Annotated in this window: 13 protein-coding genes; 12 read left to right on the plus strand and 1 reads right to left on the minus strand. The window is 70.8% G+C overall.

The window, feature by feature from the left end; translation table 11 throughout:
* Positions 1 to 6: 6 nt before the first annotated feature.
* The 11 genes from J4G33_RS11885 (at position 7) to J4G33_RS11935 (ending at position 13,244) form a co-directional block, all read left to right on the plus strand.
* Complete coding sequence (locus J4G33_RS11885; protein WP_208056188.1) at positions 7 to 1,248, plus strand: dihydrolipoamide acetyltransferase family protein; 1,242 nt, start codon at positions 7 to 9, stop codon at positions 1,246 to 1,248.
* Positions 1,249 to 1,315: 67 nt separating this feature from the next.
* On the plus strand, positions 1,316 to 1,912 hold the full coding sequence (locus J4G33_RS11890) for an NADPH-dependent FMN reductase (RefSeq protein ID WP_208056189.1): 597 nt from the start codon (positions 1,316 to 1,318) through the stop codon (positions 1,910 to 1,912).
* A gap of 83 nt (positions 1,913 to 1,995) precedes the next feature.
* Positions 1,996 to 3,390 (plus strand): NAD(P)/FAD-dependent oxidoreductase, encoded by a 1,395-nt coding sequence (locus J4G33_RS11895; RefSeq protein WP_208056309.1) that lies wholly within the window; start codon positions 1,996 to 1,998, stop codon positions 3,388 to 3,390.
* A 13-nt stretch (positions 3,391 to 3,403) separates the two neighbouring features.
* On the plus strand, positions 3,404 to 4,990 hold the full coding sequence (locus J4G33_RS11900) for a cytochrome b (RefSeq protein WP_307793870.1): 1,587 nt from the start codon (positions 3,404 to 3,406) through the stop codon (positions 4,988 to 4,990).
* Positions 4,991 to 5,253: 263 nt separating this feature from the next.
* Positions 5,254 to 6,141: a dihydrodipicolinate synthase family protein gene (locus J4G33_RS11905; protein WP_243759047.1), complete on the plus strand. Its 888-nt coding sequence runs from the start codon at positions 5,254 to 5,256 to the stop codon at positions 6,139 to 6,141.
* A 545-nt stretch (positions 6,142 to 6,686) separates the two neighbouring features.
* Positions 6,687 to 7,019: a hypothetical protein gene (locus tag J4G33_RS11910; RefSeq protein ID WP_208056190.1), complete on the plus strand. Its 333-nt coding sequence runs from the start codon at positions 6,687 to 6,689 to the stop codon at positions 7,017 to 7,019.
* Between the two features lie 203 nt (positions 7,020 to 7,222).
* A complete protein-coding gene (locus J4G33_RS11915; protein ID WP_208056191.1) occupies positions 7,223 to 8,323 on the plus strand; it encodes a LacI family DNA-binding transcriptional regulator in 1,101 nt (366 codons plus the stop codon).
* A 31-nt stretch (positions 8,324 to 8,354) separates the two neighbouring features.
* Positions 8,355 to 9,986, plus strand: a complete 1,632-nt coding sequence (locus J4G33_RS11920; RefSeq protein ID WP_307793871.1) for an FAD-dependent oxidoreductase — start codon at positions 8,355 to 8,357, stop codon at positions 9,984 to 9,986.
* 78 nt (positions 9,987 to 10,064) lie between these two features.
* The gene (locus J4G33_RS11925) at positions 10,065 to 11,372 is read left to right on the plus strand and encodes an ABC transporter substrate-binding protein (RefSeq protein WP_208056193.1); all 1,308 of its coding nucleotides are present in this window, start codon (positions 10,065 to 10,067) and stop codon (positions 11,370 to 11,372) included.
* Positions 11,372 to 12,304 carry a carbohydrate ABC transporter permease gene (locus J4G33_RS11930; protein ID WP_208056194.1) on the plus strand — a complete coding sequence of 311 codons (933 nt, stop codon included), beginning with the start codon at positions 11,372 to 11,374 and terminating at the stop codon, positions 12,302 to 12,304. Before J4G33_RS11925 ends, J4G33_RS11930 begins: the two co-directional genes overlap by 1 nt.
* On the plus strand, positions 12,294 to 13,244 hold the full coding sequence (locus tag J4G33_RS11935; RefSeq protein ID WP_208056195.1) for a carbohydrate ABC transporter permease: 951 nt from the start codon (positions 12,294 to 12,296) through the stop codon (positions 13,242 to 13,244). The genes J4G33_RS11930 and J4G33_RS11935 overlap by 11 nt, the downstream gene beginning before the upstream one ends.
* A 7-nt stretch (positions 13,245 to 13,251) precedes the next feature.
* Here J4G33_RS11935 and J4G33_RS11940 read toward each other — a convergent pair whose 3' ends face one another.
* Complete coding sequence (locus tag J4G33_RS11940; protein WP_208056196.1) at positions 13,252 to 13,848, minus strand: LysE/ArgO family amino acid transporter; 597 nt, start codon at positions 13,846 to 13,848, stop codon at positions 13,252 to 13,254.
* A gap of 70 nt (positions 13,849 to 13,918) precedes the next feature.
* On the opposite strand from J4G33_RS11940, the gene J4G33_RS11945 reads away from it, so the two are divergent.
* A complete protein-coding gene (locus J4G33_RS11945; protein ID WP_208056197.1) occupies positions 13,919 to 14,806 on the plus strand; it encodes a LysR family transcriptional regulator ArgP in 888 nt (295 codons plus the stop codon).
* Positions 14,807 to 14,972: the final 166 nt, after the last annotated feature.

Here is a 14,972-nt window from a genome sequence, read left to right on the forward strand (position 1 = left end):
ACGCTCATGATCGACATCCTCATGCCCCGCCTCTCCGACACCATGACGGAAGGCACGATCGCCGCCTGGCACAAGAAGCCCGGCGACCCCGTGAAGGCCGGCGAGATCCTCGTCGAGGTCGAGACCGACAAGGCACTCATGGAGCAGGAGGCCTACGACGCCGGGACCCTCGTCGAGATCCTGGTCGCTGAGGGCGAGCAGGTTGAGATCGGCACCCCGATCGCCCGGCTGGACGACGGGATCGATCACGCTGTCGGCACCGAGGGTCCGACACCGCCGGCGGCAGCCGAGGCCGCTCGAGCCCCGGCCCGCAACGCTCCGGATACGACGCCCCGCCGGGTCTTCACCACCCCGCTCGTCCGGCGGATGGCCCGAGAGAAGCAGATCGACCTCTCGACCGTCACAGGCACCGGGCCGGGTGGCCGCATCGTCCGCGCGGACCTGGCAGCGGCCATCGTCTCCCCTGCCAACGCACCAGAAGAGGACGCACCGGTTCACCTTCACGCACCGGCCGTCGCGCCGACCCCTCCCACGGAGGGTGCAGAGGATGACCGTGCGCCGCGACGCATCCCGTTCGACAGCATCCGCCACGCCGTGGCCTCACGCCTGACCGAGACCGCGACCATCCCGACGTTCACGGTCACCGTCTCTGCAGACGTCGGCGCCCTGGTCGACCTACGACAGCACATCAACACGGCGAATGCGGACACCGGGGTCAAGGTCAGCATGAACGACCTCGTCGTCCGGGCCGCGGCCACAGCGCTGCGCGCCCACCCCGGCGTCAACGCCTCGTACGAGCCGGCAGGACGAGGGGCGACGCTGCTCCACGACCGGGTGCACATCGGGATAGCGGTCGCCTCGCCCGCCGGACTCGTCGTACCGGTGATCCGCGATGCGGATCGAGCATCGGTGACGACCATCGCCGACGCCGCGCGCGACCTGGTCACCCGCGCCACCGAACGTCGACTCGACGCCCGCGACATGAGCGGTGGCACGTTCACGGTCAGCAACCTCGGAATGTTCGGTGTCGACCACTTCACCGCCATCATCAACCCCCCTCAGGGCGCGATCCTCGCCGTCGGCGGTGTCCGCGAGGAACTTGCGCTCATCGACGGCGAGCCGACCTCCCGCCGGATGATGAGCGTCACGCTCACCTCTGACCATCGCATCATCGACGGAGCAGGCGCCGCACGGTACCTCGCCACGCTGGTGCAGCTGCTCGAGAACCCCCTTCGCGTCCTCAGCTGACGACAGCGAAGAGCTTCGACACTCCCCTACCCCCGATCGTTCCCGCGTGTCACGAAAGGACATCTCCATGACCACCTACGACGTCGGCGTCATCGTCGGCAGCATCTCCTCGACCTCCATCAACCGGCGCCTTGCGCGGGCACTGACCGCGCTCGCGCCTCAGGCCGGGCTCCGCCTCACCGACATCCCGATCGGCAACCTGCCGATGTACTCCGCAGATCACGACTCCGCGATTCCCTCCGAAGCCGCGGAGTTCAAGCGAGCGATAGAAGCATCCGACGCGATCATCGTCGTCACGCCTGAGTACAACCGCTCGGTCCCGGGCGTTCTCAAGAACGCCCTCGACACCGCCAGCCGCCCGTGGGGCGACAACAGCTTCGCCGGGAAGCCCACCGCCGTGATCGGTGTGTCGGTCGGAGTCATCGGCACCGCGGCCGCACAGCAGCATCTCCGCAACATCCTGGGCTTCCTGGCCTCCCCCACGCTCACGCAGCCCGAGGCCTACCTTCAGATCCGCGAGGGACTCATCACAGACGACGGCATCGTCACCGACGAGGGGACCGCGGACTTCCTGATGAGCTGGCTCATGGCCGCGCACGAGCACTTCGACAGGGCTCGACCAGCCGTCGAGGCCATCCCGTCCGTCACGGGGTCAGCTGCGTGAGTACGTGACACCGCCTGCGGCGGCGGAAGGTGCCGCCGGAGGGCATCGGGAGCACTGACCTCATAGAGCACGTGGAGGATGCCATGCGGATACTCATCATCGGCGGCGGGTACACAGGGTTCTACACGGCATGGCGGCTAGAGAAGCGGCTGCATCCGCGTGAGGCGGAGGTCACTGTCGTCGACCCTCGCGGTTACATGACCTACCAACCGTTCCTTCCGGAGGTCATGGCGGGGTCGGTCGAGGCACGTCACGCGATCGTCTCCCTGCGCAGCCACCTGCGGCGCACCCGCATCATCGCCGGACACGCGACCTCGATCGACCACGCCCACCGGACAGTCACGGTCCACACGGGCGACACGGCACCTCAGGCCATCGAGTACGACATCCTCGTCGTCACTGCGGGCGCGGTGACACGCACGTTGCCGATCCCAGGGCTCGCCGAGCAAGCCATCGGGCTCAAGCAGGTCGAGGAGGCCGTCTGGATCCGCGACCGGCTGCTGACCGCGTTCGATGAGGCTGCTGCGCTCCCCTCGGGTCCTGCACGGACCCGTGCGCTGACCGTCACCGTCGTCGGTGGGGGCTTCACCGGAGTCGAGGCGTTCGGGGAGCTGCTCTCGCTGGCCACCTCGCTCCTCCGTTCGTATCCCGAGATTGCCTTCTCGGACCTTTCGTTCCACCTGATCGAGGCCCAAGCACGGATCCTGCCCGAGGTGACCGACGGTCCCGGGCGCTGGGTCGTGCGCCACCTGGAGCAACGCGGCGCGCACATCCACACCGAGTCACAGGTCACCTCCGTACGAGGCGGGCACATCGAGCTGGCTGCCGGGGAGACTTTTGACACCAACCTCCTGATCTGGGCCGTCGGCAACGGGAGCAACCCCGTGATCGCCCGGCACACCGACCTGCCCGTCGACGACCGTGGGCTGCTGCGCGTTCGCGCGGACCTACGTGTCGGGACCGACGCGGCACTCGTGCCGGACGCGTGGGGTGCCGGGGACAATGCCGCCGTCCCCGACCTCAGCTCCGCCGCTCCCGGCGCCCTGACCGTACCGAACGCCCAGCACGCCGTCCGGCAGGGCAAGCATCTGGCTGACAACCTCGTCGCGCACCTGCGCGGCAAGGCGGTGCGCCCCTACAGCCACCGCAGCCTCGGCACCGTCGCGACGCTCGGCATGCACGAAGGCGTGTTCCAGTACCGTCGGTTGATCATCAAGGGCCTGGTGGCATGGTTGATGCACCGCGGCTACCACGTCCTGGCCATCCCCACCTGGGAGCGCAAGCTGCGCGTGCTCCTCGTCTGGCTGAGCGCCGCTCTCTTCGGACGGGACATCGTCGCCCTACGCGGCGTGGAGGAACCTCGTGCAGCCTTCCTGGCGGCAGGCGACCCCGACGTGCTCCGGTCGCGGCACAAGCACATCGGGGCCGAGACGGATGCCGGTGAGCATGAGCTGAGCGGGGCCGACCGTGCCCGTTGACCGCCGCCCCCGCGTGACCGCACGCCACCGCGCGAAGGCCTTCGTCGTGCAGGCCGAGGGGAGACTCAGCCGGACGCTCGGGCAGCGGCGTGTACACCTGCACTGGGCGAACCTGTTCGGCGTCATGGCGGTCGCGTCCATGCTGGTCCTTGCGTTCACCGGCATCCTGCTGGCATTCACCTACACCCCGTCCAGCGAGATGGTCACCTACGACGGCCCGTATGCGCCCCTTGTCGGGGCCGAGGTCAGCGCGGCCTTCGACTCCACGATGGACATTTCTTTCGCCCAGATCGGCGGGATGCTCATCCGCCAGACCCACCACTGGGCAGCGCTTCTCATGCCAGCCGCGATGGTCCTGCAGATCCTGGCCCTCTTCTTCACCGGTGGGTTCCGCCGGCCCCGGCGTGCGGGCTGGGTGCTGCTGACGCTGGCATTCCTCACCGTCCTTCTGGCCGGCTGGAGCGGATACGCCCTGCCCGACGACATGCTGTCGGGCACCGGGCTGCGCATCGTCGAAGGTGTCGTGCTCGGGATCCCCGTGATCGGGACCCGGCTCGTGTCCTGGATGTTCGGCGGTCGGTTCCCCGGCGAGATCGTGGAGCACCTCTACCCGGTCCACGTCCTGATCGCCCCGACCCTGGTCGTCCTGCTGCTCCTGACCCGAGGCTGGCTCGCATACCGGCACGGGTCGCCGGGGCCCGCTGGCACGGGAACACCTGTCCAGGCGTCGCTCGGACTACGGCTGTGGCCCGACGCCGCAATGCGCGCAGTCGGGCTGACTGCGATCACCAGCAGCGTGCTGGTACTGCTCGGCGCCACCTCCACGATCAATCCCATCTGGACCTACGGGCCCACCTCCGCCGGGAACGTCGGCGCGGGCAGCCAACCCGACTGGTACATGGGGTTCCTCGACGGCGCTTTGCGTCTCGTCCCAGCGGGATGGGAGACCGAATGGTTCGGCTGGACATGGACCTTCGCCATCCTCGCCCCGCTCGCCGTCGTCGGCGTCTATTTCGTTCTGGTCATCGCCTACCCGTTCGTCGAGTCATGGGTCACGAACGACAGCGCCGAGCACCACGTGCTTGACCGGCCGAGGAACGTCCCTGTCCGCACCGGCATCGGCGTCGCAGGCGCGCTCTTCTACGGAATCCTGTGGGCCGCGGCGGGCTCCGATGTCCTTGCGACGACCTTCAGCATCAGCTTCGAGGCGATCATCACGACGCTGCAGGTGGCGCTGGTCGTCGGCCCACCCCTCGCGTTCGGCATCACGCGCCGGATCGGCATCGGGCTCCAGCGCCGAGACCGCAAGGTCCTTCTGCACGGGCACGAGACCGGCCGGATCGTGCGGACGCCGAACGGTGGTTACGTCGAGACCCATCAGCCGATCACCGCTGGCGAGCGCGTCCGCCTGGCGGTGACCCCGGCCCCCATCCCGCCAGCCCGACCAGACCAGGACGGCCGCTTGACCCACAGAGAGCGGCTCCGTGGGGTCCTTGCGAGGCAGTTCGAGGATGGGCACGTCGCGATCGCACGACCCGATGCAGAACAGGCACCAACCCGAGGCCAGCTATCCGCGCGAGACCATCCACAACCCAGATGACCGACGACACTCTCAAGGGGCCCTCTCGCGTCCAACCGCATCCATCGGTTGATGCGTACGAGCACCACCCGCCAGCCACGGATCGGGCAGCAGCGCGCACCTCAGCGGCGACAACGCTTGGTCCTCTCGTCCAGACGCTCGAGCTCTTCGACGCCCTGCCCGAGCAACCCTCGCATCTCTCACGGACGGGCAACCGCCTGCCGGGCGGGTCGCGCTAGACGACTCGACCCTGCCGGCACGGACCCGGCACCATGGTGAGCGTGATGATCCAGCCAGGCTTGTGCGCCTTCCCGTTGACGCCGATGAGGGACGAGTCGGTCGACGACGCGGCACTGGCGACGCTGGTGTCGAGGCTCGTGGCAGGGGGCGTCGACTCGGTGGGCGTCCTCGGGTCGACCGGCGTCTGCGCCTACTTGTCTCGCGACGAACGCCGGGCCGCCATCGATGCCGCTGTCAGCGCAGCCGGTGAGATGCCGGTGATCGCTGGGGTCGGTGCGCTGCGGACCCGAGATGTCCTGACGTACGTCGAGGACGCGCAGGCAGCTGGCGCCTCGGCGCTGCTGGTGGCGCCGGTCTCGTACCACCGGCTGCGCCAGGAGGAGGTGTTCGGTCTCTACGCCGATGTCGCGTCGAGCTCGTCGGTCCCGGTCGTGGTGTACGAGAACCCCTCGACGACGGCTTTCACCTTCACCGACGAGCTGTACGCACGCATCGCGCAGCTACCCAGCATCGCCGGCGTGAAGATCCCCCCACCGGCCCCGGGGACCGCGGCCGACCGCGTGGCTCACCTCCGCGAGCTCCTGCCGGCGGACGCGACCATCGGAGTCAGCGGCGACTGGGCGGCTGCGGAAGCCCTGACGAGCGGCTGCCACGCCTGGTACTCGGTCCTCGCTGGACTCTTCCCCCGGACCGCACGCGCGCTCGCCGACGCTGCGGCGGCAGGTGACGCCGATGCAGCCCACCAGCACTCGTCGACCCTTGATCCGATCTGGTCGCTCTTCAAGGAGCACGGGAGCCTGCGGGTCATGGCGGCGGCGGCCGAGGCGCTCGGACTCGTCGACGCGCCCTGCCTGCCCCGGCCGCTGCTCGCCCTCGATGAGCACTACCGCCCGGCGGTCGAGGACGCGCTCCGTCGGACCGGCTTGATCTAGCGGGGAGTGCGGTCGGTAGCACGGGCGATGTCGTGGCACCCGCCCGCATCCGGGTGATTGACCTGGTCAGCCGACGGCCCCGCACGTCACCCTGAGGGGATGAAGCAGCGGCGCACGCCCTCGTTCGCGCAGATCGTCGAGGAGGCGAAGCGAGCTCCGCGCCCGCCGGCCGAGCCCGCTGACGACGGGTCACGGCTCACCGACCCCGCGGGACGCACCTGGCACGAGGTCGAGGCACCGATCAGCCCTGAACGAGCCCGGCAGCTCGTCTCCGACGGGGCCGCCCTGGCGTGGGATGACTGCGGAAGCCGAGGCTACGGCGGACCGGTCGAGTGGCTGACCACCAGTGAGGCCGTAGCTCTGGCGGCGGAAGGGCTCCCCGTCCTCCGCACGAAGCGAGACCGCGCATCGGAGCTCAGCGTGTGGGGGACGGAGGACGGGGCGTCGATGGTGCTGGCGACCAGGTCGGTCCGCTGGGGTCGTCGCCTGGCATGACATCGAGCCGCCACCGCCACGAGCGAGGCAGCTCGTGCCATGCTCGCGCGATGGACCAGGTCTACGTCTTCGAGGTCGAGGATGCTGACGCAGCAGCGTGGCGCTCGGAGATCGCTGTGCTGGCCACCACGGCCGCCGAAGCACACCGGCGGATCCGGGCCGCGGGCCTCCACAAGAAGCAGATCCACCGGGATGGACGTCCCGCCCGGGTGCTCGCCGTCGCCGAGCTCCCCGGTGTCGTGGACTCCCCGAGCGGCTTCATGCGACGCCGGGACGACGACGGCGGGTGGACCGCCTGGGAGCAGGTGGCCGCCGGGACGCCGCTCAGCTGGCGCGTGAGTGGCCAGGCCACGGTGCGGACGCGCGGGAGCGGTCACCGGTAGAGGCACCAGACCTCGCGAGTGCCCGGCCCGGCCGCCCCTCGAGCGTCGGGATTATGCGCACGAGCGCCGCTCCCAGCCACCATCCACGCGCCTGAGCGCCCTCGGCCAGGCCCGATAATAATGCGCATAATCCCCTTGTTCCCCTGCTCCACGCCCGGGCAGACTCGCGGTCACGTCAAGGACGACGGATCGAGGAGGATCACATGCCCAGGCGCCGCATCACCCAGGCCGACGTCGCCGCGATGGCCGGGGTCAGCCAGGCCACGGTCTCCTTCGTCCTGAACGACCGGCTGCCCGCGGGAGTGCACATCTCCGCCGAGACCCGGCAGCGCGTGCTCGACGCGATCCGGATCACCGGGTACTCGGCCAACCCGGTCGCCCAGCGGCTCGCGGGGGGCCGCAACCAGATCATCGGCGTCTTCACCTACGAGGCGACCTTCCCGGGCGGGGGCCGCGACTTCTACGGCCCGTTCCTGGTGGGCATCGAGCACGCCGCCGAGCAGCTCGGCATCGACATCCTGCTGTTCACCAGCGCCCGGGTGGTCGACGGACGACGCCGGCTCACCCGCGACGGGTGGCAGCGGCTCGGGATCGCCGACGGGTGCCTGCTGCTGGGCCAGCACGAGGACCGCAGCGAGCTCCAGCACCTGCTCGACACCAACTACCCCTTCGCCTTCATCGGCAAGCGGACGAGCGAGGGCGGCCGCCTGCCCTACGTCGGGGCGGACTACGTGGCCGCCACCCGGCACGCCGTCGAGCGGCTGATCGCCCTGGGCCACCAGCGCATCGGCTACGTCGGCGAGCTCGGCACCGACCAGCCCACCCTCGACCGCCTCGACGGCTACCGCAGCACCATGCACGACGCCGGGCTCAGCTCACGCCTGGTCACCGAGGAGGACCCTGCCGCCACGGCGGCGGCCGCCGTCGACCAGGGGCTCACTGCCCTGGTGGTCGCCCCCGAGCGCGACGCCGAGGAGCTCTACGACGCGCTGCTGCTGCGCGGCCTGACCGTCCCGGGCGACGTCTCGCTGCTCCTGCTCGGCCAGCCGCAGCGCCGGTTGCGCCGCCCGCAGGAGTGGTCCGGCTTCGCCATCCCCCGCGAGGAGATGGGCGCCCGCGCCCTGCAGCTGCTCTCCCGCCTCATCGCGAACCAGGACCTGCCCGAGCAGGACCAGCACCAGCTCCTGGACTGCGCCGTCGTCGAGGGCAGGACCGTCGCCCCGCCCCGGGACCGGACGGCCCCCGGGGATGACGCCGCCCTCGCCCCGGGCGCTCCGCAGTCCCGCGCCCAGACCACCCCCTGACCACCCGCGCTCGACAGAACGGACAGCCACCGTGCCCAGCACCACCCCCACCGACGTCGCCACCGACGTCCTCGTCGTCGGCGCAGGCCTCGGCGGTGTCGCCGCAGCCCTCGCGGCGGCCGACCGCGGTGCCCGCGTCGTCCTGACCGAGGAGTTCCCGTGGATCGGCGGCCAGCTCACCTCGCAGGCCGTGCCGCCCGACGAGCACCCCTGGGTCGAGGACTTCGGCGTCACGGCCCGGTACCGCGCCCTGCGTGAGGGGATCCGCGACGTGTACCGCCGTCGCTACCCGCTGACCGAGCAGGCGCGGGCCCGCACCGACCTCAACCCCGGCGCCGGCTGGGTGTCCAAGCTGTGCCACGAGCCGCGGGTCGCCGTCGGGGTCCTGGAGGAGATGCTCGCGCCGTGGCGGGCCGCCGGGCGCATCACCCTGCTCGAGCAGGTGCGTCCGGTCGCCGCCCGCACCGAGGGCGACGTCGTCCGCTCGGTGACCCTCGAGTCCGTCGTCGACGGCTCCCGCACCACGGTCACCGCCCCCTACGTGCTGGACGCGACCGAGACCGGGGAGCTGCTCCCCTTGACCGGCACCGAGTACGTCACCGGCTTCGAGTCCGCGGCCACCACCGGGGAGCCGAGCGCCCCTGACGTCGCCCAGCCGGACAACGTCCAGGCGCTCAGCGTGTGCTTCGTCCTGGAGCACGCCGAGGGCGACCACACCATCGACCGGCCCGAGCGGTACGACTTCTGGCGGTCCTTCACCCCGGGGCCCTGGAACGGCAAGCCGATGCTCTCCTGGCACGCCCCCAACCCCCGCACCCTGGAGATGGACGTCCGCTCCTTCACCCCCAACCCGGGGGACGACGCCCTCGCGGTCGAGGCCGACCAGTCCCGCAACCCCGGGGACGGCAACCTGTGGACCTTCCGGCGCATCCTCGCGCGGGACCTCTACGCCCCCGGGACGTTCCCGAGCGACCTGTGCCTGGTCAACTGGCCGAGCATCGACTACTTCCTCGAGCACGTGCTCGACGTGCCCCGCGAGGTCGAGCTCGAACGGATCGACGACGCCAAGCAGCTCAGCCTCTCGATGCTGTACTGGATGCAGACCGAGGCCCCGCGGGCCGACGGCGGCACGGGGTTCCCGGGCCTGCGCCTGCGGCCCGACGTCATGGGCACCGCCGACGGCCTCGCCCAGGCGCCCTACCACCGCGAGTCCCGCCGCATCCGGGCGCTGACCACGGTGACCGAGAACGACGTCTCCTACGCGGTGCGCGGCGACCGTGGCGCGACCCGCTACGAGGACAGCGTCGGCATCGGGATGTACCGCATCGACCTGCACCCCTCGACCGGGGGCGACACGTACATCGACGTGCCCTCGACCCCCTTCGAGATCCCCCTCGGGGCGCTCATCCCCGAGCGCACCACCAACCTGCTCGCCGCGAACAAGAACATCGGCACCACGCACATCACCAACGGGTGCTACCGCCTGCACCCGGTGGAGTGGAACATCGGCGAGGCCGCCGGGCACCTCGCCGCGTACTGCCTCGAGCGGGGCGCGCAGCCCCGCGACGTGCGGGCCAAGCCCGAGCTCCTCGCCGAGCTGCAGGAGGAGCTCACCGCCGCCGGGGTCGAGCTGCACTGGCCCGCCGGAGCCCACCCCTACTGACCGCACCCACACCCGACCGCACGGCCTGCCGCACGCACCGCCCACCCGCTCGACCTATCACAGTTCGAAGGAGCACTGATGATCCCCCTCACCCGACGATGCGGCCTCGCCGCTGGGCTCGCCGCCGTCACCGCCGTCGGCCTCACGGCCTGCGGGTCCGGCGACCAGGAGGTCGCGGGCGAGCCCGAGGCCCCCGCCGAGCCCGTCTCCCTCACCATGACCGTCTGGACCGCCGACGAGGGCCAGCTGGCCATGTTCCAGTCGATCGCCGACGCCTACGTCGCCGAGAACCCCGACCTCGTGGCCGAGGTGTCCTTCGAGGCCATCCCCTTCGAGGACTACACGACCTCGCTGACCACCCGCCTGGCCGGGGGCAACGCACCGGATCTGGCGTGGATCCTCGAGAGCTACGCCCCGGAGTTCGTGCAGAGCGGCGCCCTGGTGGACGTGGGCCCGACCCTGCAGGCCGCCGACGGGTACGACTACGACGACCTGCTCGACTCCTCCCTGTCCCTGTGGCAGCAGGACGACGGCCTGTTCGCCTACCCGTTCTCGAACAGCCCCTTCGCGATGTTCGTCAACACCGACCAGATCGAGGCAGCCGGCCAGCCCTCCCCCGCCGACCTGGTCGCCGCGGACGAGTGGACCTACGAGGCCGCCCGCGAGATCGCCGCGGCCACCGCCGAGGAGTCCGGCAAGCAGGGCCTGGTGGTCCGCGACTTCGAGTACCAGGTGTGGGAGAACCTCTCCACGATCTGGGAGGGCTGGGGCGCCGCGCCGTGGAGCGAGGACGGCACCCAGTGCACCTTCACCGACCCCGAGATGGTCGAGGCGATGACCTGGATCCACGACGCGACCTTCGTCGACGGCGCCCTGCCCGGCCCGGGTACCACGGCCGACTTCTTCGCCGGGGACGCCGCGATGACCATCACGCAGATCTCGCGGGCCTCCTCCCTCGACGAGAGCTTCGGCTGGGACGTGGTGCCGCTGCCGGCAGGGCCCGAGGGGCGCCAGAACGTCATCGGCCAGGCCGGGATCGGCGTCTTCGCGCAGGCGGAGAACCCCGACGTCGCCGCGGACTTCCTCGCCTGGTTCACCAACCCGGAGAACGCCGAGCAGCTCGCGGCGAACTTCCCGCCGCCGCGCGAGTCCCTGCTGACCTCCGAGGTGCTGGGCGCCGCGAACCCGCTGCTCAGCGAGGAGCAGCTGCAGGCCGTGGTCGTCGAGGGCATCCAGGACGCCGTGACCAAGCCCGCCCACCCGAGCTTCGCGCGCCTGCAGGAGGCGGTGCGGATCGAGCTCGACTCGCTGTGGTCGGCCGACGCCGACGTCGAGCAGGTGCTCGGGGACGTGTGCACAGCGATCGACCCGGTCCTCGCGGACTGATGTCGACCCCCCTCGCGACGGCCGAGCCGCGGCAGCGCACCCTGCGCCGCCGTGGCTCGGCCACCCGCCGCGACCACCTGGTCGGCTACGCGATGATCGCGCCGCAGGTCCTGGGGGCGGTGGCCTTCGTCCTGGTCCCGCTGATCGCCGTCGCCTGGTACTCGCTGCACGAGTGGAACGTCCTGGCGAACACCTTCGTCTTCGCCGGGGCCGACAACTACGACCGCATGCTCAGCGACCCGGCCCTGCGTGACTCGCTCATGGCGAGCCTGGTCTTCTCGATCGGCCTGGTGGTCCTGAACGTCTCCCTGGCGCTGCTGCTCGCGGTGCTGCTCAACCAGAAGCTCCCGGGCACGACGACGTTCCGCACCTTCTTCTTCTCGCCCGTCGTCGTCTCCCTGGTGGCCTGGACCATCGTGTGGAGCTTCCTGCTGCAGGACGACGGCGGGATCAACGGGTTCCTCGCGAGCCTCGGGGTCGAGGGACCGAACTGGCTGCGCAACGAGGGCACCGCGATGCTCGCGGTGATCGTCGTGCAGGTGTTCAAGAACGTCGGGCTCAACATGATCCTGTTCCTCGCGGCCCTGCAGAGCGTGCCCGAGGAGATCCAGGAGGCCGCTCGGATCGACGGCGCGGGGGCGTGGCGGCGGTTCCGCTCGATCGTCCTGCCGCTGATCAGCCCGACGATCCTGCTTGTCTCGATCCTGACGATCGTCGGGTCCCTCGAGGTCTTCGCGCAGATCGCCGTCCTGACCGGTGGCGGGCCCGGGAACTCGACCACGGTGCTCGTCTACTTCCTGTACCAGCAGGCGTTCCGGTTCAACGACTTCGGGTACGCGAGTGCGATCTCGGTGCTCCTGTTCGTCATCGTCCTGGCTCTCACCCTGATCCAGTGGCAGACGCGGAAGAGGTGGGTCTTCGATGAGGTCTGACGTGCACGCCGCCCCGGTCGTTGCCCCCACCGCGGGGGACGCGCTCCCGGGCGACGCCGGCGGCCCACCGCCGTCGACCCCGCTGCCGAGGCCGGGCCGCGAGCGCCGTCGTCGCCGGACCACCCGGGGGCTGCTGGTCGCCCTGCTCGTGGTGCTGTCGGTGCCGTTCGTCTTCCCCACGTGGTGGATGGCGAGCTCGAGCCTCAAGCCCATGAGCGAGATCCTGCGGATCCCGCCGACGGTCTTCCCGGAGACCGTCTCCTGGGCCGCGTACGCGGACGTGTTCCGCCTGCAACCCTTCGCCCAGCAGTACTGGAACAGCCTCTACATCGCGGTCGCGGTCACCCTCGGCACGATCCTGGTGGCCTCGATGGCCGGCTACGCCTTCGCCCGGATCCGGTTCCCCGGGGCCAACGCCCTGTTCGTGCTGGTGCTGGTCGGGCTGCTGGTGCCCTCCGAGGTGACGATCGTGCCGCTGTTCCGGATGGTGAACTCCCTCGGGCTGATCGACACCCACTGGCCGCTGGTGATCGTGCCGATCTTCGGGGCTCCGAGCGTGCTGGCCACCTTCATCATGCGGCAGTTCTTCCTCGGGCTGCCGCGCGAGCTCGAGGAGGCCGGGCGCATGGACGGGCTGGGCCGCTGGGGCATCTTCTGGCGGATCGCCTTCCCGCTGGCGAGCCCCGCCGTCGCGGCCGTCGCGATCTTCACGTTCCTCAAGTCCTGGAACCTGTACCTCGAGCCCATCGTGTACCTCTCGAGCCGGGAGAACTTCACGCTCCCCCAGGCCCTCACCCAGTACGTCGACGCCTACGGCGGGCCCATGTGGAACGTGCAGCTCGCGGCGACGACCCTCACGGTGCTGCCGGTGCTGCTCGTGTTCCTCTTCGCGCAGCGGCAGTTCGTCCAGGGGCTGGCGCACTCGGGGCTGAAGGGCTGAGCGCCCGTCACCCCCACACGAGCGAGGCCGCGATCACGAGCATGATCACCCCGATCACGGCGTCCACGATGCGCCAGGTTCGCGGGTTGTCCAGGGGGCGGGCCAGCGCCCGCGCTCCGAACCCGAGGGCCGAGAACCACAGGATGCTGCCGACGACGGCGCCCCCGGCGAACACCCATCGCGCGTCGGGCCCGTACTGGTTGGCGAGGCTCCCCAGCAGGACGACGGTGTCGAGGTACACGTGGGGGTTGAGGTAGGTCAGCGCCACGGCCGTGAGAGCCACGGAGCCGCGCGACCGCGGCGTCACCTCGGCCAGGGCGGAGGGACGGGCGGCCGACCGGAAGGAGCGGAACGCCCACCACAGGAGGTAGGCCGCCCCGCCCCAGCGCAGCACGATGAGGGCCACGGGGAACCGGTCGACCAGCACGCCGATCCCCGCGGTACCGAGCAGGATGAGGAGCACGTCGCTGGCCGTGCAGATGAGGACGACGGCGCCCACGTGCTCACGCCGGATGCCCTGGCGCAGCACGAAGGCGTTCTGCGCGCCGATCGCGACGATGAGCGCGAGTCCCGTCGTGAGGCCGGTGGCCCAGATGCTCCCCATGACCGCGACGCTAGCCACGGGCTTTGGTGTAGACAAACGACTGATTCTTCGCGCCCATTAGCCTTGCTTCATGAACCTCGAGCACCTGCGGGCCCTCACGGCGATCATCGACGAGGGCACCTTCGAGGCCGCTGCCTACGAGCTCGGGGTCAGCCCCTCGGCCGTCAGCCAGCGGATCAAGGCTCTCGAGAGCGCGCTCGGGCAGGTGGTGGTGCGCCGCGGCACCCCCTGCTCGCCGACCGCAGCGGGGGCGGTGCTGCTGCGGATGGCCCGCCAGGTTCAGCTCCTCGAGGCCGAGACCCGCAGCCTGCTGGGCTCGGACGGCACCTCGATGACCGTCACCCCGGTCGCCGTCAACGCGGACTCCCTGGCCACCTGGCTCGCCCCCTTCCTCCGGGACGCCGCCACCTGGACCGACACCACCCTCGACCTGCACGTCGAGGACCAGGACCACAGCAGCCACCTGCTGCGCCAGGGCGCGGTCATCGGGGCCATCACCTCTGACCCCGCCGCCGTCGGTGGGTGCCGGGTCGAGCACCTGGGAGCCATGCGCTACGTGCCCGTCGCCACCCCCGCACTACGCGACCGCTTCCTCGCCGGAGGCAGCCCTGACTGGGCGGCGATGCCCGTGGTGCAGTTCAACGCCAAGGACGACCTGCAGCACCGGTTCCTGCGGGACCGCGGCGCCGACCCCCTGCCGCCGCGGCACACGGTGCCCTCGAGCGAGGGGTTCCTCGCCGCGGTCCGCGCCGGGCTCGGCTGGGGCATGCTGCCTGAGCTGCAGCTCGGTGAGGCCCTCGTCGACGGTTCCCTCGTCCTGCTCGAGCCGGAGGGTCACCTCGACGTCGACCTCTACTGGCAGGCGTGGACCCTGGACTCGGTGCGACTTGCTCGGATCACGGAGGCGGTCCGCGCGGCCGCGCGGCAGGGGCTGCGGAGCGAGGCAGCCGCGGGCTGAGACCGCCGCACCCGGGACGCCGTCGGCCTGGGGTACGACGGTGGTCGGGCCAGGGGCGCCGACTCCCCCGGCCCGGCCCGTCAGCGTCCGCCCCGCCGGCCTCGACCGAACGGCGGGACCGACGAGCCACCCTCACCGGGTGGAGTCCCTCGCGCAACGCCGCGCC

The organism is Actinotalea soli (assembly GCF_017565425.1).
GTDB classification, from domain to species: Bacteria; Actinomycetota; Actinomycetes; order Actinomycetales; family Cellulomonadaceae; genus Actinotalea; species Actinotalea soli.